An 18,368-nucleotide genomic window follows, 5' to 3' on the forward strand; every position below is an offset into this window, starting at 1 on the left:
AGGCAGGACGGCAGGTGCGGCGGAAAATTAGTCCCCCACAGCGCAGCACCATTGATGGTCCGATTATTCCGCTAGGCAATGGTCGCGCTCGCCCCCTATCGTCGGCAAAAATTGACGAGAGGAACGGGATTGATGCGAGGGACGATCATCACTGCCAGCGCAGCGCTATTAGCGCTGGTCAGCGGCGGCATGGCCGCAGCCAGCGAACCTGCCAACCCTGCCAGCCTGTGGTTCAACGGCACGATCATCACCATGGACGGCCCTGCCCCGCGCACGGTCGATGCGGTGGTGGCCCGCGATGGCCGCATTGTCTTCGCCGGGCCGGAGCGCAAGGCCCGCGCGATCGCAGGCAAAGGCGCAGCGGCGCACGACCTGAAGCGCGCGACGATGCTGCCGGGCTTCATCGATGCCCATTCGCACTTTGCCGTGGCGCTGCAATCGGCGGGCGGGATCGACCTGTCTGACCCCGCCCTGCCCGCTGTGACCGATGCCGCCAGCCTGATTGCCGCCGTCCGCGCCGAGGCTGACCGCCGCCAGATCCCGGCCGGCGAATGGGTCGTGGTCTGGCAATACAACGAGGAGCAGCTGGCGGAGCGCCGCCACGTGACCCGCGCCGAACTCGATGCCGCCTTTCCGGACCGCAAGGTGATCCTGCTGCACGTCTCGCTGCACGGACTGGTTGCGAACAGTGCCGCGCTGGCGGCGGTTGGTGTCGCTGAGGACACCCCGGTTCCGACTGGCGGGATCATGCCCAGGGGGCCGGACGGCAAGCTCTCTGGCCTGATGTTCGAAGCGGCGCTGTTCCTGATCCTGCCCAAGCTGCCCCAGCCGACCGAGGCGCAAAAGCTGGCCGCACTGGACGCCGCACAGACCCGCTATGCCCGCGAAGGCTTCACCCACGCGCAGGAAGGCGGCACCCAGCTGCCCGATCTGCAATTCCTGATGAGTGCGGCGGTGAGGGACCGGCTGAAGATCGACCTGGCGGCACTGCCATTTTATTCCACGCTCGATTGGGTGCTGGCCCAGCCGGATCTGAAATTCGGCCAGTATCAGGGGCGGTTCAAGCTCCAGGGCATCAAGTTCGTGCTGGATGGTTCCCCGCAGGCCCGCACCGCCTATTTCACCCGCGATTACGCGCGCGGATCGCCCGGTGAAGGCAAGCATCCGTGGCACGGCGAACCGGTCATGTCCGAAGCTGATTTTCAGGCGATGGCCCGCAAGGTTCATGCGCGCGGCTGGCAGATTTTTGCCCATGCCAACGGGGATGCGGCAATCGACATGGCGCTGCGCGGGTTTGACGCGCTGGAAATCAAGGCTGCCGACAACCGCCGCCCGGTGGTGATCCATTCACAGTTCCAGCGCCGCGATCACCTGCCCGCCTATGCCCGGATCGGCGTCGGCCCGGCCTATTTCAGCAATCACACGCTCTATTTCGCCGATACCCACCGCACCAATTTCCCGGCCGAGGTGGTGGACTTCATCAGCCCGCTCAAAGCCGCCAGTGCGGCCGGGCTGCACCCATCGAACCATAGCGATTTTCCGGTGACCCGGCTTGATCCGTTCACCCAATTGTGGAGTTCGATGGCGCGCACGTCCACCACGGGCGTGGTCAGCGGCGCGGATCAGCGATTGAGCGCCTATGCGGGCCTGCAAGCCCTCACCACCGGCCCGGCGTGGCAAGTGTTCGAGGACCACCGCAAGGGCCGGATCAAACCCGGCCTGCTGGCCGATTTCGTGGTGCTGGACCGCAATCCGCTGACGGTTCCGGTGGATCAAGTGCGGTCGATCAAAGTCCTGAAAACGGTCAAGGAAGGCCGTACAATCTGGAAACGGGGGGAATAACACCGCGCGGCGGCTTGCCCTGCGTTCCAGTTCCGTTCTAACGCTGGCACATGGACGACGCCCCGCCCAGCCCAATTCCGGCACTGCCCCTGCCCGCGATCCACGCCAGCCATGGCGGCTGCTGGCTGCGGAGCGGAGCGGGCCAGACGCGCGGTGTGGGCAAGGGCGATGCGATTGTCGCGGCGGCCGATACCCCGCTGCTGATGCTCAACGCGCCGCTGGTCGCCACCCGGCTGGGCTATCCCGATCTGTCCGGGCTGGATCTGCTGGAACTGTTCGCCTTCATCCACCCGGCCCGGTTCGTGGTACCGACCGCAAAGGGGCTGGCCCACGCGCTCGATTTGCCCGAACCCGGCGGCGACGATGCGATTCCGCTGCTGCTGCAACAAGCCGCCGAGGCGCTGCTGGCGACGTGTGAGCGAAGCGACTGGCAGGAACGCGAAGGCGCGTGGAGCGCGCTGCAATCGCTGATCCGGCTGCGCTGGGCATGGGCACCGCTGCTTACCGCCCGGATTGCCGCCCCGCAGCGGGCGGAGCGCTGGCTGTTTTCCCGCCTGCCCGAATGGGAGGACGCGCCCGAACGGCCGCAGCCGGGCCAGGTCGTGCTCGATCCTGCGGCTGTCACCGCCCGGCTGGCGCAGTTGACCGGCAGCGGGGCAGAAGCCCGGCCCACCCAGCAGGCCTATGCGGGCGAAGCTGCGCACCTGTTCAGCCCGCGCCGCCGCGAAGGCTTGCCGCATCTGTTGCTGGCGCAGGCCGGGACCGGGATCGGCAAGACCCTGGGCTATCTCGCCCCTGCCTCGCTCTGGGCGCAGGAATCGGGCGGCACGGTCTGGGTGTCGACATATACCAAGGCCCTGCAACGCCAGTTGCGGCGTGAGAGCCGCCGCGCCTGGCCCAGCACCCGCGCCGATGGCACGCAGCCGGTGGTGGTGCGCAAGGGCCGCGAAAACTACCTCTGCCTGCTCAATCTGGAAGATGCGCTGCAAGGCGGGTTCACCGGGCGGGCGGCGGTTCTGGCGCAGCTGGTCGCGCGCTGGGCCGGTTACAGCCAGGACGGCGACATGATCGGCGGCGATCTGCCCGGTTGGCTCGGCACGCTGTTCCGCCAGCGCGGGATCGCCGCGCTGACCGACCGGCGCGGCGAATGCGTCTATGCCGGGTGCCCGCACTACCGCAAATGCTTCATCGAACGGTCCGCCCGCGCCAGCGCGCAAGCCGATCTGGTGATCGCCAACCACGCGCTGGTCATGGTCAACGCCGCGCGCAGCCGCGAGGCCGCCCAGCGCCCGACCCGGATCGTGTTCGACGAAGGACACCACGTGTTCGAAGCGGCGGATTCGACCTTCGCTGCCGCATTGACCGGGGCCGAAACGATCGAGCTGCGCCGCTGGGTGATCGGGCCGGAACGCGGCTCGAAAGGACGCCGCCGGGGCCTCGCCGCGCGGCTGGCGGATTTGGCCAGTTATGACGAAGCCGGGGCCAAGGCGATCTCCGCCGCGCGCCACGCGGCCGAGGCGCTGCCGGGTGACGGCTGGCTGCAACGCCTGGCCGAAGGCGCGCCGTTCGGACCGCTGGAAGAACTGCTCGCGGCCGTGCGCGCCACCGTTTACGCCCGCGATGAAAGCGGCGGACAGGAAGCGGGCTATGGGCTGGAGACCGAGGCCGCACAGCTGGACGGTGCGTTCATCGAACGCGCCGGGGCCGCGCAGGCCGCACTCGCCGCGCTGCGCCAGCCGCTGATCCGGCTCGGGGGGCGGCTCGAAGCCTTGCTGGCCGAACCGCCTGACTGGCTCGACGGTCCGGGCCGCGCGCGGATCGAAGGCGCGCGCCATTCGCTGACCTGGCGGATCGACCTGCTGACCGCGTGGGAGGCCCTGCTCGACCGGCTGGGCGGCCCGGCCGACCCCGAATATGTCGATTGGCTGGCGGTCGAACGCGGCGACGCGCGCGAATTCGACATTGGCATTCACCGCCGCTGGCTCGATCCGATGAAGCCGTTTGCCAGCGTCGTGCTGGAACCGGCGCACGGGGTGATGATCACATCTGCAACCCTGCGTGATGGGAATGACTGGGACGCGGCGATTGCCAAGTCCGGGGCCAAAGCGCTGGCCCTCGCCCCGCGCCTGTCCAGTTTCGACAGCCCGTTCGATTACGCCGCCCAGGCCGAAGTGCTGATCGTCACCGATGTGCCCAAAGGTGACGTAGCGGCACTTGCCGGGGCTTACGGCCGGTTGATCGAGGCATCGGGCGGCGGTGCGCTGGGGCTGTTCACCGCGATCCGCCGCCTGCGCGCGGTGCATGGCCGGATTGCCGACCGGCTCGCCCGGGCGGGCCTCCCGCTTTATGCCCAGCACGTCGATCCGATCGACACCGGTACGCTGGTCGACATCTTCCGCGATGATCCGCGCGCGTCGCTGCTCGGCACCGATGCGCTGCGCGACGGGGTCGATGTGCCCGGCCATTCGCTGCGGCTGGTGGTGATGGAACAAGTGCCCTGGCCCAAGCCGTCGATCCTGCACCGCGCGCGGCGGCTGGCGGGGGGCGGATCGGCGTATGATGACCGGATCATCCGCGCGCGGCTGGCGCAGGCGTTTGGCCGCCTGATCCGCAGCCGTGACGATCGCGGGCATTTCGTGGTGCTGTCGTCCGCCTTTCCCAGCCGGTTGCTCAGCGCATTCCCGGCCGGAACTCCTGTCACACGCCTGACGCTGGACGAGGCTTTACAACGGCTGACCAGTGGTGCTTTTGGGAAGTCCGTTCAAACAGAGAGCAACCCGTGAAACTTCTCGGCCTGTTCCGCCATGCCAAATCTGACTGGCACGACCCGCGCGCCCGTGATTTCGACCGCCCGCTGAACCGGCGCGGCCGCACCGGTGCGGCAGTGATGGGCCGACATATCCGCGATTCCGGTTATGCCTGGCACCGGGTGATTGCCTCCCCGGCGATCCGCTGCGCGGAAACGATCGAGATTGCCTGTCAGGCAGCCCAGCGCCCGATCGCGATCAACTGGGACCGCCGCATTTACCTCGCCAGCAGCGCCACGCTGGCCGATCTGCTGCGCGAACAGGACGGCGATCCGCAGGGCATCCTGATGGTTGGTCACAATCCGGGACTGGAAGACCTGATCTTCGATCTGGTGCCCGATGATGGCTCCAGCCCGCTGCGCGATGTGGTCGAGGCCAAGTTTCCCACGGCCGCCTATGCCGTGCTGGAACTCGACATCGACCGCTGGAGCGACCTCAAGGACGGTTGCGGGCGGCTGGTCAGCCTTACTCGTCCGCGCGATCTGGACCCGGAACTGGGGCCGCAGCGCGGCTAAGCCAGCCGGTCAGGCCGTGTGAATGGCCTTGGTCACCAGATAGCTGTCCAGCCCCTCGATCCCGCCTTCGCTGCCAAACCCGGAATCCTTCACGCCGCCAAACGGCGCATCGGCCGTGCTGATCGCGAACGTGTTGATCCCCACCATCCCGCTTTCGATGGCATCGCCCAGCAGATTGGCCTGCCGCATGTTTTCGGTGAAGGCGAACGCCGCGAGGCCAAACGGCAGGCGATTGGCTTTCTGGATGGCATCTTCCAGCGTGCTGAACGGCGCGGCCACAGCAACCGGTCCGAACGGTTCACTGCCCATGATATCGGCGTCATCCGAAACATCGGCCAGCAGCGTCGGCTGGAAGAAGAACCCTTCATTCCCGCGCTTGCCACCCGCCAGTACCCGCGCACCCTTGGCCTGTGCATCCTCGACCAGCGCGGCAATTGCCTGCGGGCGGCGGACATTGGCCAGCGGCCCCATTTTGGTGTCGGCATCAAGCCCATGCCCGGTCTTCACGTGCGCGGTGCGCGCGGCAAACCCGGCCAGGAACCGTTCGTAGATGCCTTCCTGCACATAGAACCGCGTCGGGCTGACGCAGACCTGCCCGGCATTGCGGAACTTCTGCGGCACCACCATGTCGAGCGTCTTGTCGAGATCGCAATCTTCGAACACCAGCACCGGGGCATGACCGCCCAGTTCCATCGTGGTGCGCTTCAGCCCGTCCGCCGCCAGGCGCAGCAAATGCCGCCCGACCGGAACCGAGCCGGTGAAGCTGATCTTGCGGATGACCGGCGATGCCAGCAAGTGGCGGCTGACCGCATCGGGCACGCCGTGGACCAGCTGCACCACGCCGTCGGGCAGTCCGGCATCGACCAGTGCGCGCACCAGCATGCCGGTGCAGCCCGGCGTTTCCTCAGGCGGCTTGGCGATCACAGAACAACCGACCGCCAGCGCCGAAGCCAGCTTCTTCGCCATCAGGTACACCGGGAAGTTCCACGGGCTGAACGCCGCGACCGGGCCAACCGGCTGCTTGAACACCAGCGAACGCTGCCCGGTGGGGCGAACCAGCACGCGGCCATAGATCCGGGTGGCTTCTTCGGCGCACCAGTCGAAGAAGCTGGCGCTGCTGATCACTTCGGCGCGCGCTTCGGCCAGCGGCTTGCCCTGTTCCAGCGTGAGGATGCGGGCAATTGCATCAGCGCGTTCGCGCAGCAGCGCCGCCGCCTTTTTCATCACTGCCGCGCGGACTTCGGGTGCGGTGCCGCGCCAGGTCGCAAAGGCCTTGTCAGCCACGACCAGCGCCTCATCCAGATCGGCGGCCGTGGCCAGCGGAACCTCGGCGATCGTCTCGCCGCGCGCCGGATCGACCACCGGGAACAAGTCACGGCCTTCGCCAACTTTCCAGCTGCCGCCGATGAACAGCGACAGATCGGCATCGTAAGTCTGGGTCATGGGAAAATCCTCACTCCTGCTGCGGAGCGGGATAGAATGTTACGCGGCCCTTGGCGAGCGTTGCTCAACCCTCATGCAGCGCATTGACCAGAGTTGTCCGCAGAGCGATTAACCGTGCCCGGAATGCAAAGGACGGCGGTGTTGGTGCGGCGGGCGGCACACTGACAACCGCCATGGGCACAGAAGCGGAGTCATCCCCTTCGCGCAAGGCCTTGAGCGCACCCTTCAGGGTATACCCCTGATGATGCACCAGCCGGTCGATCGTTTCGACCAGCTGGACATCCTCAGGCCGGTAATACCGCCGCCCACCGCTGCGCTTGAGCGGCTGGAGCATCGGGAACTGCTCTTCCCAATATCGCAGCACGTGCTGGCGAATGCCCAGGGCATGGGCCACTTCCCCGATCGTGCGCAGTGCCCCCGCATCCTTGCCATCGGCGAAGGCAGTGGCTGGTGCGGACTGGCTCATCAGATCGTCAACCTCGCTCAGTTTGGCGCGTTACGCCTTGGCAATGCGCTCTTTCAGCATCTGGCTGGCGCGGAACGTCAGGACGCGGCGCGGCGTGATCGGCACTTCGACGCCGGTCTTGGGATTGCGGCCAATCCGCTCACCCTTGTCGCGCAGCAGAAAGGTGCCGAATCCGGAAATCTTCACGTTCTCTCCGCCTTCCAGCGCATCAGACATGTGGTTGAGGATCGATTCGACCATTCCAAGCGAATCCGACCGGGACAGCCCGACTTTGCGATTGATCGCTTCAGCCAGATCGGCGCGGGTCAGTGTGTTCATCGAGCGCATTTTGCGCACTCTCCCATCTTCAGTGGTGCGACCACTGAGTCGGGACGATAGTCATCTGACACCAGAATGCAACGGAACTGCCACAATAACCGGCAGTTAGGAGCGGTTATTCAAACCCGCAGCAAGCTCGCGCCCCAGGTAAAGCCGCCGCCCATTGCTTCCAGAATGACCAGATCACCGGGCTTGATCCGTCCGTCGCGCACCGCCGTATCCAGCGCCAGCGGTACCGATGCGGCTGACGTGTTGGCGTGCTGGTCTACCGTGACCACCACCTTTTCGGGTGCCAGGCCCAGCTTCCGGGCGGTAGCATCAAGAATCCGCTGGTTGGCCTGATGCGGCACGACCCAGTCCACATCCGCGGACGTCAGCCCCACTTCGGCCAGCGCTTCGGTCAGCACATCAGCCAGATTCACCACGGCATGGCGAAATACTTCACGGCCCTTCATGCGAATCTTGCCGGCGGTCCCGGTGGTCGAGGGGCCGCCATCGACATAGAGCAGCTGATTGTGCGCGCCATCGGCGTGCAGCTTGGTCGCCAACAGACCTGGACCATCTTCAGCGACATCGCGCGCTTCCAGCACAACCGCACCCGCACCGTCGCCAAACAGCACGCAGGTCGTGCGATCTTCCCAGTCAAGAATGCGGCTCATCGTTTCCGCGCCGATCACCAGCGCGCGGCTGGCCATGCCGGTGCGCAGCATCGAATCCGCCACACCAACAGCGTAGAGGAACCCGGAACACACCGCCGCGACATCGAACGCGATGCAGCCATTGGCGCCAATCGCATCCTGCACAATCGTGGCACTGGCCGGAAACGTCTGGTCGGGCGTGCAAGTCGCCAGGATGATCAGGTCAATCGATTCGCCCGGCACGCCTGCGGCTGCCAGCGCCGCCCGGGCAGCTGCCGTGGCCAGCGTGGCGGTCGTCTCTCCCTCGCCCGCAATATGGCGGTTGCGGATACCGGTGCGCTCGACAATCCAATCGTCGCTGGTGTCGACCAGTCGCGCCATTTCCGCGTTGGACACGGCACGTGACGGCAGGGCAGACCCTGTGCCAATCAAGACGGAACGGCGAATCATTCAGCAGCCTTCGCGCTCTTGCGGAGATTTTCCGCACCAAGCCGGGCAAGGTCCGCCATGATGCGTTCGGTCAGGTTTTCTTCCAGCAGCCGCGCGGTAACCGCCACCGCATTCGCCACGCCAACCGCGTTGGCCGAACCGTGGCTTTTCACCACCACGCCATTGAGGCCCAGGAATACCGCGCCGTTGTGGTTGTTGGGATCAAGATGATGCTTGAGCAGTTCGGTCGCAGGACGCGAGATCAGGAACCCGAACTTTGATCGCAGCGAACTGGCAAAGCTGCGGCGCAGCAGGTCGGCCACGAACCGTGCCGTGCCCTCGACCGCCTTGAGCGCGATGTTGCCGGAAAAGCCATCGGTCACCACCACATCGACATCGCCCCGGCCCAGCTTGTCAGCTTCGGTAAAGCCGTCGAAGGCAATCGAAAGGTCATCGGCGGCCTGACGCAGCATGGCGGCAGCGGCCTGAATTCCCTCGGTGCCCTTGGTTTCCTCGGTGCCGATATTCAACAGCCGCACGCGCGGGCGATCGCGGCCGGTGACAATCCGCGAATAAGCCGCGCCCATCACGGCGAACTGCACCAGGTTGCGGGTGTCGCATTCGGTGTTGGCGCCCAGATCGAGCATGACAAGATCGGTATCGCCCAGCGTGGGCAGCAGTGCCGACAGGGCCGGCCGATCGATCCCCGGCATGGTCCGGAGCGCCAGCTTGGCCATCGCCATCAGTGCGCCGGTGTTACCGCCACTTACGGCGGCTCCGGCATCGCCCTGCTTGACGGCGTTGATGGCCATGCCCATCGATGTGGTCTTGGCACGGCGCAGCGCCTGCGTTGGCCGTTCCTCGCCACTCACGACATCGTCGGAATGAAGAATCTCGGACGCAGAACGCAAGTTCGGGTGCGCTTCAAGGGCGGATTTGATCCGCTCCTCATCGCCAACCAGCAGGAACTTGAAACGGTCATGGCGGCGGCGGGCAAGCGCCGCCCCCTCGATCATCACGCGCACGCCTTCATCGCCGCCCATCGCATCAATCGCGATACGCGGCAGGCTCATGCGCTTCGATCTCCCGTCGGTTTGGGCTTAGAGCCCGACCGCAACGATCTCACGACCGTTGTAGTGACCGCAAGCCTGACACAGGTTGTGCGGACGCTTCAGTTCGCCACAGTTCGGGCATTCATGGAATGCGGCCGGCGTCAGCGAATCGTGGCTGCGGCGCATGCCCCGGCGTGAAGGGCTTGTTTTTCTTTTGGGGACAGCCATGTCGGCACCTGTTCCTGAAAATTCCTGGCGTCTATGAAGTCCGCACTGACCCCGAAGGGCCTGCGGAAGCGAAGGCGCGCCTATAACGAATTTGGCGCGCGTTGCAAGCACCGACCGGCACCAGGGGTGAACAGTACTGAACCGGGGGAGACCACCAATGTTGCTGACCACTACCTTATCACTCGCCGCTGCGGCCGCGATCATCAATTTCTGGCTGGCGCTGCGCTGCGGCCAGGTCCGGTCCAAGGCCAAGATTTCAATCGGCACCGGCGGCAACGACATGCTGGAACGGCGGATGCGCGCGCAGCTCAACTTTGTCGAGAATACCCCGTGGGTGCTGCTGCTGATCGCCGGGATCGAGCTGGCGGCCAGGGGCGGCGCATGGCTGGCCCCGGTCGGCGCGGTGTTCATGCTGGGCCGCGTTGCCCATGGGCTGGGCATGGATGGCGGCAGCTTTGCCGTGGGTCGCTCCATCGGCACTGCGATCACGATGCTGACCCAGCTGGGCCTTGCGATTGCCGCCGTGCTGATCGTGCTCGGCTATATGTAATGTAAACCCTGATCCCTTCCCGCACGGCGCGGGAGGGGATCAGGCCAGCATGTAGTCGCTGACGAACGAATTGGTCTGCCGTTCCCGCCCGAACGTGCTGGTCGGGCCGTGACCGGGCAGGAACGTGACGTCGTTGCCCAGCGGCCACAGCTTGTGCGTGATCGAATCGATCAGCTGCTGGTGATTGCCCATCGGAAAGTCGGTCCGTCCGATCGATCCTGCGAAGATCACATCGCCCACCACCGCAAAGTGCGACAGCGGGTGATGGAACACGACATGACCCGGCGTGTGTCCGGGACAGTGGATAACATCCAGCACCAGCTCGCCAACCGTCACCGTATCGCCATCCTTCAGCCAGCGATCCGGCACGAAGTTTTCCGCCGGCATCTGGTATTGCCGCCCCGATTCTTCCAGCCGGTCGAGCCAGAAGCGGTCATCCTCGTGCGGGCCTTCGATCTTCACGCCCAGCTCGCGGGCATAGGCTGCCGTCGCGCCGCAATGGTCCATATGACCGTGCGTCACGAGCAGCTTCTCGATCGTCACACCGACCTTGGCGACCGCAGCGCGCACCTTGTCGAGATCGCCGCCGACATCGATCAGCGCGCCCTGCATCGTTTTCGTGCACCAGATCAGCGAGCAGTTCTGCTCCAGCGGGGTCACGGGGATGATGCCCACACGCATCGGCGGTTCGATCTGGTTCGGTTCGGTCATGTCCGGGAAATGGCGCGCGGAGGCTGACAAATCAATCCCGCGCAGCATTTCACAGCCGCCCGCTTTTCCAGACGACCCGCCCGATCACTTCCACTTCATCGGGCGACAGCTCGATCCGGCCATAAGCGGGATTGTCGCTGACCAGCGCGATCAGGCCGGGTCGCCCCACGTCCAGTCGCTTGACCAGCAGCGCATCGCCGGTGCGGACCACATGAATGCCGTCGCGCAGCGGCCGGGGCGTGCGATCGACCAAAATCTCGTCCCCGTCACGCAAGGTCGCCTCCATCGAATCGCCTTCGACCCGAATCGCCGAGAGCATTCCGGGTGGCAGGCCTTGTTCACGCAGCCACCGCGACGAGAAGCGGAACGCGCCAATCGGCTGCTCCTCCAGCGCCAGCGCCCCCGGTCCGGCCGAAGCGCCCAGCGGCAGGCGCGGCACATCGCACCATTCGCTGCGCAGCGGCTTTCCGGCCGAACCCAAGGATTTTTCCTCTGGCGCACCCAGTTCCGATTCGCCCACGCCAAAGAACCGGGCCAGCGTTCGCCGATCCGTCTCCTCCAGCTTGCGCGGGCTGCCCTTGCGAATAAACTGCTGCAAATACGTCGAGTTGCGCCCGATCAATTCGGACAAACCCGACAAGCTGGTGCCGCGTTCGCTGGCCAGTTCCAGCAAGCGCACCCTGGGATCAGAAGTAACCATCAATTGATGATAGCTGATGTATTTTTCCTAGACAAGTAGGATTTCTCCCTGAATTAATGGGGCAATTCCTACGGCGATTCGCACATCGCTCCATTCAGACGACACAGGAGGTGCCCATATGCTGATACGCCGGATCGAACGATTCCTGCGCGAAACCGGGATGCCCTGGACCAAGTTCGGGCGCCTCGCCGCGCATGATCCGCGCTTTGTCCAGGACTTGCGCAATGGCCGCGTACCGCGCGCCGCGACCACCTCACGCGTGGAACATTTCATGAACATTTATAGCGAGGAAGCCTGTGCAAATTGATCCTGCCGCCGCCCGTTCGATGCAATCCGCCGCCCGCCGCAGCCCGTGGCTGTTGCTATTGTCCACGCTGCTCGAACTGGGGCACGGCAAAGCCGAACTGGTCCGCCACGCCGAACGCAGCTGGGCCAGTGCCACCTTTTCCGGCACCCGTCACACGGTGGTGCTGTCCTTCACCGGGCTGGACGCGGTGGCTGCCGGGGAAGCCCTGATTGCCGCGCTGCCCGACCACGAATTCGTGATCCCCGGTCAACTGGTGGCCGATGCCAATGTGATCGCGGTAGACCACACCGCCCTGCCCCAGCCGCACCTGCAACTGGAAGTGGAACTGCTGCTGTTGGAGGATTGCTGAACCGGGCCGGGCTGGCCTGTGCTGAGCGCGCGAGCAGCGCGGCATGGGCCGGGCCGGTCTACAACAGGGACAGCGACCGGGTGCTGACCGCGGTCTATCACTTCCACCGCGAGCAATTGCCCCGTTCAATACCCCAGCGCCGGGTCAAAGCAGTATTCCAGCGGCAGGCCTGCGTGCCAGTGGGTCAGATTGTGCAGGAACCGCTCTGCCCCGCGCGCCATCATCCGGTCTTGCGAGCGGCCCGACAGGTGCATCGTGATCTCGACATTGTCGAAGCCCCACAGCGGGTGATCGGCGGGCAGCGGTTCGGGCGTGGTCACATCCAGGAACGCCCCGCCCAGATGCCCGGCGCGCAGCGCATCGACCAGCGCATCCTGATCGACCACCGCTCCGCGCGCCACGTTGACCAGTTCCGCCCCCGGCTTCATCACCGCCAGTTCCGCCGCGCCGATCATGCCATCGGTTTCCGCCGTGGCCGGCACCGCAAGGATCACCCAGTCAAACTCGTGCAGCCGGGCGCGCCAGTCATCCGGTCCCAGCGTGTCCGGTCCGGCATTGCGGCGCACTTTGGTCACCGCCACCCCGAACGCGGTCAGCCGCGCATCGACCAGTTGCCCGATTGCGCCATAGCCCAGGATCAGCGCCTTGGTTCCCGCCAGCTCGCGCTTGCCGGGGGCTTCGCGCAGCCACTCGCGCCGGTCCTGCGCGCGCACGACTTCGCGGTAACCCTTGGCGCGCGAGAGCATCCCCATCACCACGTACTCGGCAATCGTCAGGGCATTGATCCCGGCCCCGTTGGTCACCGTCACCCCGCGCTCGATCAGCAGGTCGGCGGGCAGGAAATCCAGCCCGGCGATGATCGAATTGAGCCATTTCAGCCGCGTCGCCGCCGTGACCGCAGCGACCATGTCTTCCTTGGCGTGCATGTCGAACCAGCCGATTTCCGCCAACGGCGCCAGCTCCAGCGCCTCGGCCTTGCTGGAGTACCAGCGCACGTCCAGCCAATCGGGCAGGCGCTCACCCAGCAAGGGTATGAGCATGGCGTTGAGCACGGCTACGGTCATCGGCTTCTCTCCCAAAAACGCTCAAAACCGCTATGCCCGTTCGTGTCGAGCGAAGTCGAGACACGCGGCGCGCAGTGTCTCGACTTCGCTCGACACGAACGGGCGTGGGTGCCGCTTCGTTCAGCTACCCAGCTTCCATTCCCAGCCAAGCGGATCGCCGTCCATCGCGTCAACGCCTTGCGCCGCCAGTTCATCGCGCAGCGCATCCGAACGGGCAAAGTCCTTGGCCGCGCGGGCGTCCTTGCGGGCGGTCAGCGTCGCTTCGATTGCGGCTTCGTCGATCACGGCACCCTTGGGCCGGATGCGCAAAGCTGCACGGTCCAGCGTCAGCAGGTTCAGCCCCAGCACAGCGTCCATCGCCGCGATGACGCCAAGCTTTGCCGCAGGATCGACCTTTTTCAGGGCCACGACCTCGTCCAGCACGGTCAGGGCCACGGACGTATTCAGATCATCGGCAATCGCCGCGTCAAACCGTTCGATCAGCCCCGCAAACCGCACATATTCGTCACCCTGAACTTGTTTCAGGGTCCAGTCCTCGCCCTGCACCGCCGCATCCGTCGGCGCGCTGGATGTTGAACCAAGTTCAGCATGACGGGCTTTGAGCTGCTGGACCGCCATCAACAACCGCTTCAGCCGCACCAGCGCCGCCGCCAGCCCGTCCCACGAAAACTCCAGCTCACTGCGGTAATGCGCCTGCAGGCACAGCATCCGGTACGCCAGCGGGTGATAGCCCTTGTCGATCAGCAGTTGCAGCCGCAGGAACTCGCCGCTCGACTTAGACATCTTGCCGCTGCGTTCGACCAGGAAGTTGTTGTGCATCCACACCCGCGCGCCGCTGTTCGCCGGATCGGACAAGCCGCCCGCGCAGCAGAACGCCTGATTCTGCGCGATTTCGTTGGGGTGGTGGATTTCGCGGTGATCGATCCCGCCGGTGTGGATATCGAACGGAAAGCCCAGCAGCTGCCCCGACATGACCGAGCATTCCAGATGCCAGCCCGGCGCGCCCCGGCCCCACGGGCTGTCCCATTCCATCTGGCGCTTCTCGCCCGGCGGGGTCTTGCGCCAGATCGCGAAGTCGGCAGCGTGGCGCTTGCCGTCCACCGCCTCGATCCGGCCTTCGCCCTCTTCAGTCTGGGCGCGGGCGAGCCGTCCGTAATCCTGCACCGATCCGGTATCGAAATAGAGGCCGCTCTCCAGCTCGTAGCAGTGCTTGTCCGCGATGCTCTTTGCGAATTCGATCATCTGCGGGACGTAGTCGGTGGCGATGGACCAGTGCGCGGGCTGGCGGATGTTCAGCGCCTTGATGTCAGCCCAGTAGGCTTCGGTATAGTGCCGCGCGATGTCCCAGATCGACTGCGCGTTTTGCGCCGCCATCTTTTCCATCTTGTCCTCGCCCGCGTCGGCATCGTCGGTCAGGTGGCCGACATCGGTGATGTTGATCACGTGGGTCAGCCTGTAGCCCTTGAACGACAGCGTCCGGCCCAGAATGTCGGCAAAGACATAGGCGCGCATGTTGCCGATGTGCGGGTAGTTATAAACCGTCGGCCCACAGGTATAGACCCGCGCTTCGCCGGGGTGGACGGGCTGGAATGGCTCCAGCTGTCGGGTCAGGCTGTTGAACAGTTTCAAAGGCGCAGCGTCAGTCATAGGGCGAGGCCATAAGTCGGCCCCGCGCCTTCGACAAGCGTCCGCTTAGAACCCTTCCCAGCGCACAACGTCATCCAGCGCCGCGCGCGGCACGGGGAACTGGTTGACCGGCAGGCTGCGATTCCCATGCCCGATGGCCAGCCCGCAGAAGAAAACGTGGTCATCCGAAATATCCACGCATTCGCGGATCTGTTTGGAATAGACCGCCCAGGCTTCCTGCGCGCAGGAGTCCAGCCCTTCTTCGCGCAGCAGCAGCATCACGGTTTGCAGCCACATCCCCATATCCGACCACTGCGGCGGCCCCATGTAGCGGGGGGTGTGGACCAGCAGCAGCACCGGCGCACCGAACGCCTGGAAATTGCGGGCGAACCATTTGAGCCGGCTCGGCTTGTCCTCCCGCGGAATATCGAGCGCGGCATACATCGCCTCGGCCACGCCGAACCGGCGCTGCTGATAGGCACCTTCCAGTTCGGGCGGATAGATCTTGTATTCCGGCGAGTGGGCCGCCAGCCCCTGCGGGATGACGGCCGCCACGGTGGCCAGCAGCCTGGCCAGCGGATCGCCGGTCAGCACAATCGCGTTCCACGGCTGGGTATTGCCGCCAGAGGGGGCGCGCTGCGCGGTTTCCAGCACGCGGCGCAGGACGTCCCGGTCAACCGGCTGATCCAGAAACGCGCGCACGGAGCGGCGGCTGGTGACGGCTTCCGAAACGTTCATGCCCGCGATCCTATTCGAACCCGAGGAACTGGACCTTGCCAGCCAGCGGTTCGCGCTTGCGGTCGAACCCGTTCACCGGGTCTTCCTCATCCTGATAGCCGATGGCGATCCCGCAGAAGAAGATGTGGGTTTCATCAGAAACGCCCAGGAAATCCTTGATAACCTTGGAATAGATCGAAAGGAATTCCTGCGGGCAGGAATCGAGGCCCTGTTCGCGCAGCAGCAGCATGATGGTCTGCAACCACATGCCCACGTCCGACCACTGCGGCGTGCCCATCACGCGCGGGAAATAGACCATCAGCACGGCCGGGGCATCGAACGAGACAAGGTTGCGGGCCATGAAATCGGCGCGGCCTTCCTTGTCGGCGCGTTCGACGTTCAGCGCGGAATACATGTCCGCTCCCAACTGGTGCAGGCGCGCAACGCATTCGGGCAGGACTTCGGGGTCGCTCCACGAATATTCCTTGGGATCCTGCGGCGGGGTGCCCTTCATCTTTTCCTGCAACTGGCGCAGCGGCTCGCCGGTCAGGATCGCGCCTTCCCACGGCTGGAAGTTGCAACCGGACGGGGTCCAACGCGCGGTTTCCATGACCTGCTGCAGGATTTCGAAGGGAACGGGCTTGTCGCTGAATGCCCGGATCGAGCGGCGGGACATGACGGCGTCGGTGACGGTGGTGCTGTTGTTCATCCGCGTTTAATTGTTCGGTTAAACGCGGCGGTCAAGCCTATTCGTCCTCAAACAGGCCTGCCAATTGCTCAATCATCGTGCCCGCCAGCTGCTCCACATCCATGATTGTCACGGCGCGGCGGTAATAGCGGGTCACATCGTGGCCAATGCCGATGGCGACCAGCTGCACGGGCGACTGCTTTTCGATCCAGTCAATCACCCGGCGCAAGTGCAGTTCCAGATAGCCCGCGCTGTTGACGCTGAGGGTCGAATCGTCGACCGGCGCGCCGTCCGAGATGACCATCAGTATCCGGCGGTCTTCGGGGCGGGCGAGCAGGCGGGTATGCGCCCACAGCAGCGCCTCGCCGTCGATGTTTTCCTTCAGCAAGCCTTCGCGCATCATCAGGCCCAGATTCTTGCGCGCCCGGCGATAGGGTTCATCAGCCTTTTTATAGACGATGTGGCGCAGATCGTTCAGGCGGCCCGGATGCGCGGGTTTGCCGCTGGCGAGCCAGGCTTCACGGCTTTGCCCGCCCTTCCAGGCGCGGGTGGTAAAGCCCAGAATCTCGGTCTTCACGCCGCAGCGCTCCAGCGTGCGCGCCATCACATCGGCGCTGATCGCGGCGATGGAAATCGGCCGTCCGCGCATCGAGCCGGAATTGTCGAGCAGCAAGGTCACGACCGTGTCCTTGAATTCAACGTCGCGTTCCACCTTGTAGGACAACGACTGTCCGGGCGAGATCACCACACGCGCCAGCCGCGCGGCGTCGAGCAGGCCTTCTTCCTGATCGAAATCCCAGCTGCGGTTCTGCTGCGCCATCAACCGGCGCTGGAGCCGGTTCGCCAGCTTGGTGACGACGCCCTGAAGCCCCTTCAGCTGCGCATCCAGATAGGCCCGCAGGCGGTTCAGTTCATCCTCGTCGCACAAGTCATTGGCGGCGACGACTTCGTCGAAGCTTTCGGTGAAGGCCTTGTAATCGAAGTGGGCAGGAATGTCGGTCCACGGCCGGTTCGGGCGGACCGGCATCATGCCTTCCTCGCCCTCGTCCCCGGCTTCGCCCTCGGCCGAATCGTCCTCCATCTGGGTTTCGGCTTCGCCCTCGCCGTCGTCCTCACCCTCGGTGGGTTCGGCGGCGACTTCGCTGGGGGACTGTTCCTCGCCCGCTTCGCCTTCTTCCGGCTGGTCGTCGGACTGGTCTTCGCCGTCCTGTTCCTCGCCTTCCTCGGTGCCCGGCTCCATTGGCTCGGCCTTGGTCAGCTCCAGATGCTGGAGCATGCTCAACGTCAGGTTCTGGAAGGCCTTCTGATCGTCGATGGAAGCGGCCAGAGCATCGAAATCGCCGCCCGCGCGCTCATCAATCCAGCCGCGCAGGAGATCGACCCCGGCGCGTGCCATTTCCGGCACTGGCTGGCCGGTCAGCTTTTCGCGCAGCAACAAGGACAACGCGGCAGACATCGGCACTTCATCGGCCCGCGCCGCGCGGGTGATCGGATCGCCGCCGACCCGCACCATCAGCGCGGCATCCAGATTGTCGCGCATCCCCTGATAGGCATTGGCCCCGATCGCTTCATAGCGGACCGATTCCACCGCGTCGTAACAGGCCCGCGCAGTCGGTTCGGCCGGCGCGTTCCTGGCGTGCAGCTTTTCGTTGTGGTGCTTCACCTTCAGCGCGAAACTGTCGGCAAAGCCGCGCGCTTCCATCGCCTGTTCGCGTGGCACCATGCGGCCGGGCATCGGGATGCGGAAGTTCTTGCCGTTCTGCACCGGCGTGTCAGCCGTCCACGCTACTTCGATCTCGGCATCGTGCGATACCGCGCGGGCCGTGCCTGCCAGCACGGATTTGAAGCGATCGAGGGGGGATTCGTCTGACATGAACTTCGTGGAACCTAGCTTTGGCCTAACCCTGCACCGTAACCT

General features: G+C 65.1%; 19 protein-coding genes. 6 read left to right on the forward strand and 13 right to left on the reverse strand.

The window, feature by feature from the left end:
- The first annotated feature begins 132 nt into the window (after positions 1-132).
- Genes Q8Q53_RS06600 through Q8Q53_RS06610 form a run of 3 tightly spaced genes read left to right on the forward strand, consistent with a single transcriptional unit; the run spans position 133 to position 5,164 of the window.
- A complete protein-coding gene (locus Q8Q53_RS06600; RefSeq protein ID WP_305700966.1) occupies positions 133-1,842 on the forward strand; it encodes an amidohydrolase in 1,710 nt (569 codons plus the stop codon).
- A 50-nt stretch (positions 1,843-1,892) separates the two neighbouring features.
- Complete coding sequence (locus Q8Q53_RS06605; RefSeq protein WP_305700967.1) at positions 1,893-4,625, forward strand: ATP-dependent DNA helicase; 2,733 nt, start codon at positions 1,893-1,895, stop codon at positions 4,623-4,625.
- Positions 4,622-5,164, forward strand: coding sequence for a histidine phosphatase family protein (locus Q8Q53_RS06610; protein ID WP_305700968.1), 543 nt, complete (start codon positions 4,622-4,624; stop codon positions 5,162-5,164). Before Q8Q53_RS06605 ends, Q8Q53_RS06610 begins: the two co-directional genes overlap by 4 nt.
- 9 nt (positions 5,165-5,173) lie before the next feature.
- Here Q8Q53_RS06610 and Q8Q53_RS06615 read toward each other — a convergent pair whose 3' ends face one another.
- The 6 genes from Q8Q53_RS06615 to rpmF form a co-directional block, all read right to left on the reverse strand.
- Positions 5,174-6,607, reverse strand: a complete 1,434-nt coding sequence (locus Q8Q53_RS06615) for an NAD-dependent succinate-semialdehyde dehydrogenase (RefSeq protein WP_305700969.1) — start codon at positions 6,605-6,607, stop codon at positions 5,174-5,176.
- A 64-nt stretch (positions 6,608-6,671) separates the two neighbouring features.
- On the reverse strand, positions 6,672-7,073 hold the full coding sequence (locus Q8Q53_RS06620) for a MerR family transcriptional regulator (protein ID WP_305700970.1): 402 nt from the start codon (positions 7,071-7,073) through the stop codon (positions 6,672-6,674).
- Positions 7,074-7,103: 30 nt separating this feature from the next.
- The gene (locus tag Q8Q53_RS06625; RefSeq protein ID WP_305700971.1) at positions 7,104-7,400 is read right to left on the reverse strand and encodes an integration host factor subunit alpha; all 297 of its coding nucleotides are present in this window, start codon (positions 7,398-7,400) and stop codon (positions 7,104-7,106) included.
- 110 nt (positions 7,401-7,510) lie between these two features.
- Positions 7,511-8,479: a beta-ketoacyl-ACP synthase III gene (locus Q8Q53_RS06630; RefSeq protein ID WP_305700972.1), complete on the reverse strand. Its 969-nt coding sequence runs from the start codon at positions 8,477-8,479 to the stop codon at positions 7,511-7,513.
- Positions 8,476-9,531, reverse strand: coding sequence for a phosphate acyltransferase PlsX (gene plsX, locus Q8Q53_RS06635; RefSeq protein WP_305700973.1), 1,056 nt, complete (start codon positions 9,529-9,531; stop codon positions 8,476-8,478). Before plsX ends, Q8Q53_RS06630 begins: the two co-directional genes overlap by 4 nt.
- Before the next feature lie 27 nt (positions 9,532-9,558).
- Entirely contained in the window at positions 9,559-9,738 is a 180-nt protein-coding gene (gene rpmF, locus Q8Q53_RS06640; protein ID WP_305700974.1) for a 50S ribosomal protein L32, read from the reverse strand.
- 157 nt (positions 9,739-9,895) lie between these two features.
- Here rpmF and Q8Q53_RS06645 point away from each other — a divergent pair, with 157 nt between their 5' ends.
- Positions 9,896-10,288, forward strand: coding sequence for an MAPEG family protein (locus Q8Q53_RS06645; protein ID WP_305700975.1), 393 nt, complete (start codon positions 9,896-9,898; stop codon positions 10,286-10,288).
- Between the two features lie 39 nt (positions 10,289-10,327).
- Here Q8Q53_RS06645 and Q8Q53_RS06650 read toward each other — a convergent pair whose 3' ends face one another.
- Both Q8Q53_RS06650 and Q8Q53_RS06655 read right to left on the reverse strand, forming a co-directional pair.
- Complete coding sequence (locus tag Q8Q53_RS06650) at positions 10,328-10,969, reverse strand: MBL fold metallo-hydrolase (protein ID WP_371136531.1); 642 nt, start codon at positions 10,967-10,969, stop codon at positions 10,328-10,330.
- Between the two features lie 79 nt (positions 10,970-11,048).
- Positions 11,049-11,699: a S24 family peptidase gene (locus Q8Q53_RS06655; RefSeq protein WP_305700977.1), complete on the reverse strand. Its 651-nt coding sequence runs from the start codon at positions 11,697-11,699 to the stop codon at positions 11,049-11,051.
- A 118-nt stretch (positions 11,700-11,817) separates the two neighbouring features.
- Here Q8Q53_RS06655 and Q8Q53_RS06660 point away from each other — a divergent pair, with 118 nt between their 5' ends.
- Complete coding sequence (locus Q8Q53_RS06660; protein ID WP_305700978.1) at positions 11,818-12,006, forward strand: hypothetical protein; 189 nt, start codon at positions 11,818-11,820, stop codon at positions 12,004-12,006.
- Positions 11,996-12,355, forward strand: a complete 360-nt coding sequence (locus tag Q8Q53_RS06665; RefSeq protein ID WP_305700979.1) for a hypothetical protein — start codon at positions 11,996-11,998, stop codon at positions 12,353-12,355. Before Q8Q53_RS06660 ends, Q8Q53_RS06665 begins: the two co-directional genes overlap by 11 nt.
- Before the next feature lie 125 nt (positions 12,356-12,480).
- Here Q8Q53_RS06665 and Q8Q53_RS06670 read toward each other — a convergent pair whose 3' ends face one another.
- The 5 genes from Q8Q53_RS06670 to cobT all read right to left on the reverse strand — a co-directional run bounded on the left by Q8Q53_RS06670 (position 12,481) and on the right by cobT (position 18,323).
- Complete coding sequence (locus Q8Q53_RS06670) at positions 12,481-13,419, reverse strand: D-2-hydroxyacid dehydrogenase (RefSeq protein ID WP_305700980.1); 939 nt, start codon at positions 13,417-13,419, stop codon at positions 12,481-12,483.
- 120 nt (positions 13,420-13,539) lie between these two features.
- Positions 13,540-15,066: a cysteine--tRNA ligase gene (gene cysS, locus Q8Q53_RS06675; RefSeq protein ID WP_305700981.1), complete on the reverse strand. Its 1,527-nt coding sequence runs from the start codon at positions 15,064-15,066 to the stop codon at positions 13,540-13,542.
- 45 nt (positions 15,067-15,111) lie between these two features.
- Entirely contained in the window at positions 15,112-15,783 is a 672-nt protein-coding gene (locus tag Q8Q53_RS06680) for a nitroreductase (RefSeq protein WP_305700982.1), read from the reverse strand.
- 10 nt (positions 15,784-15,793) lie between these two features.
- Entirely contained in the window at positions 15,794-16,471 is a 678-nt protein-coding gene (locus tag Q8Q53_RS06685) for a nitroreductase (protein WP_305700983.1), read from the reverse strand.
- Positions 16,472-16,508: 37 nt separating this feature from the next.
- On the reverse strand, positions 16,509-18,323 hold the full coding sequence (gene cobT / locus Q8Q53_RS06690) for a cobaltochelatase subunit CobT (protein ID WP_305700984.1): 1,815 nt from the start codon (positions 18,321-18,323) through the stop codon (positions 16,509-16,511).
- Positions 18,324-18,368: the final 45 nt, after the last annotated feature.

It is taken from the genome of Novosphingobium sp. (genome assembly GCF_030699305.1).
Lineage (GTDB): Bacteria > Pseudomonadota > Alphaproteobacteria > Sphingomonadales > Sphingomonadaceae > Novosphingobium.

Coding starts and splice junctions, on each gene's coding strand:
- Q8Q53_RS06605 (WP_305700967.1), top strand. CDS start 1,893: ATGGACGACGCCCCGCCCAGCCCAATTCCGGCACTGCCCCTGCCCGCG.
- Q8Q53_RS06630 (WP_305700972.1), bottom strand. CDS start 8,479: ATGATTCGCCGTTCCGTCTTGATTGGCACAGGGTCTGCCCTGCCGTCA.
- Q8Q53_RS06620 (WP_305700970.1), bottom strand. CDS start 7,073: ATGAGCCAGTCCGCACCAGCCACTGCCTTCGCCGATGGCAAGGATGCG.
- Q8Q53_RS06645 (WP_305700975.1), top strand. CDS start 9,896: ATGTTGCTGACCACTACCTTATCACTCGCCGCTGCGGCCGCGATCATC.
- cobT (WP_305700984.1), bottom strand. CDS start 18,323: ATGTCAGACGAATCCCCCCTCGATCGCTTCAAATCCGTGCTGGCAGGC.
- Q8Q53_RS06650 (WP_371136531.1), bottom strand. CDS start 10,969: ATGCGTGTGGGCATCATCCCCGTGACCCCGCTGGAGCAGAACTGCTCG.
- plsX (WP_305700973.1), bottom strand. CDS start 9,531: ATGAGCCTGCCGCGTATCGCGATTGATGCGATGGGCGGCGATGAAGGC.
- Q8Q53_RS06680 (WP_305700982.1), bottom strand. CDS start 15,783: ATGAACGTTTCGGAAGCCGTCACCAGCCGCCGCTCCGTGCGCGCGTTT.
- Q8Q53_RS06615 (WP_305700969.1), bottom strand. CDS start 6,607: ATGACCCAGACTTACGATGCCGATCTGTCGCTGTTCATCGGCGGCAGC.
- Q8Q53_RS06600 (WP_305700966.1), top strand. CDS start 133: ATGCGAGGGACGATCATCACTGCCAGCGCAGCGCTATTAGCGCTGGTC.
- Q8Q53_RS06660 (WP_305700978.1), top strand. CDS start 11,818: ATGCTGATACGCCGGATCGAACGATTCCTGCGCGAAACCGGGATGCCC.
- Q8Q53_RS06655 (WP_305700977.1), bottom strand. CDS start 11,699: ATGGTTACTTCTGATCCCAGGGTGCGCTTGCTGGAACTGGCCAGCGAA.
- rpmF (WP_305700974.1), bottom strand. CDS start 9,738: ATGGCTGTCCCCAAAAGAAAAACAAGCCCTTCACGCCGGGGCATGCGC.
- Q8Q53_RS06670 (WP_305700980.1), bottom strand. CDS start 13,419: ATGACCGTAGCCGTGCTCAACGCCATGCTCATACCCTTGCTGGGTGAG.
- Q8Q53_RS06685 (WP_305700983.1), bottom strand. CDS start 16,471: ATGAACAACAGCACCACCGTCACCGACGCCGTCATGTCCCGCCGCTCG.
- Q8Q53_RS06625 (WP_305700971.1), bottom strand. CDS start 7,400: ATGCGCTCGATGAACACACTGACCCGCGCCGATCTGGCTGAAGCGATC.
- cysS (WP_305700981.1), bottom strand. CDS start 15,066: ATGACTGACGCTGCGCCTTTGAAACTGTTCAACAGCCTGACCCGACAG.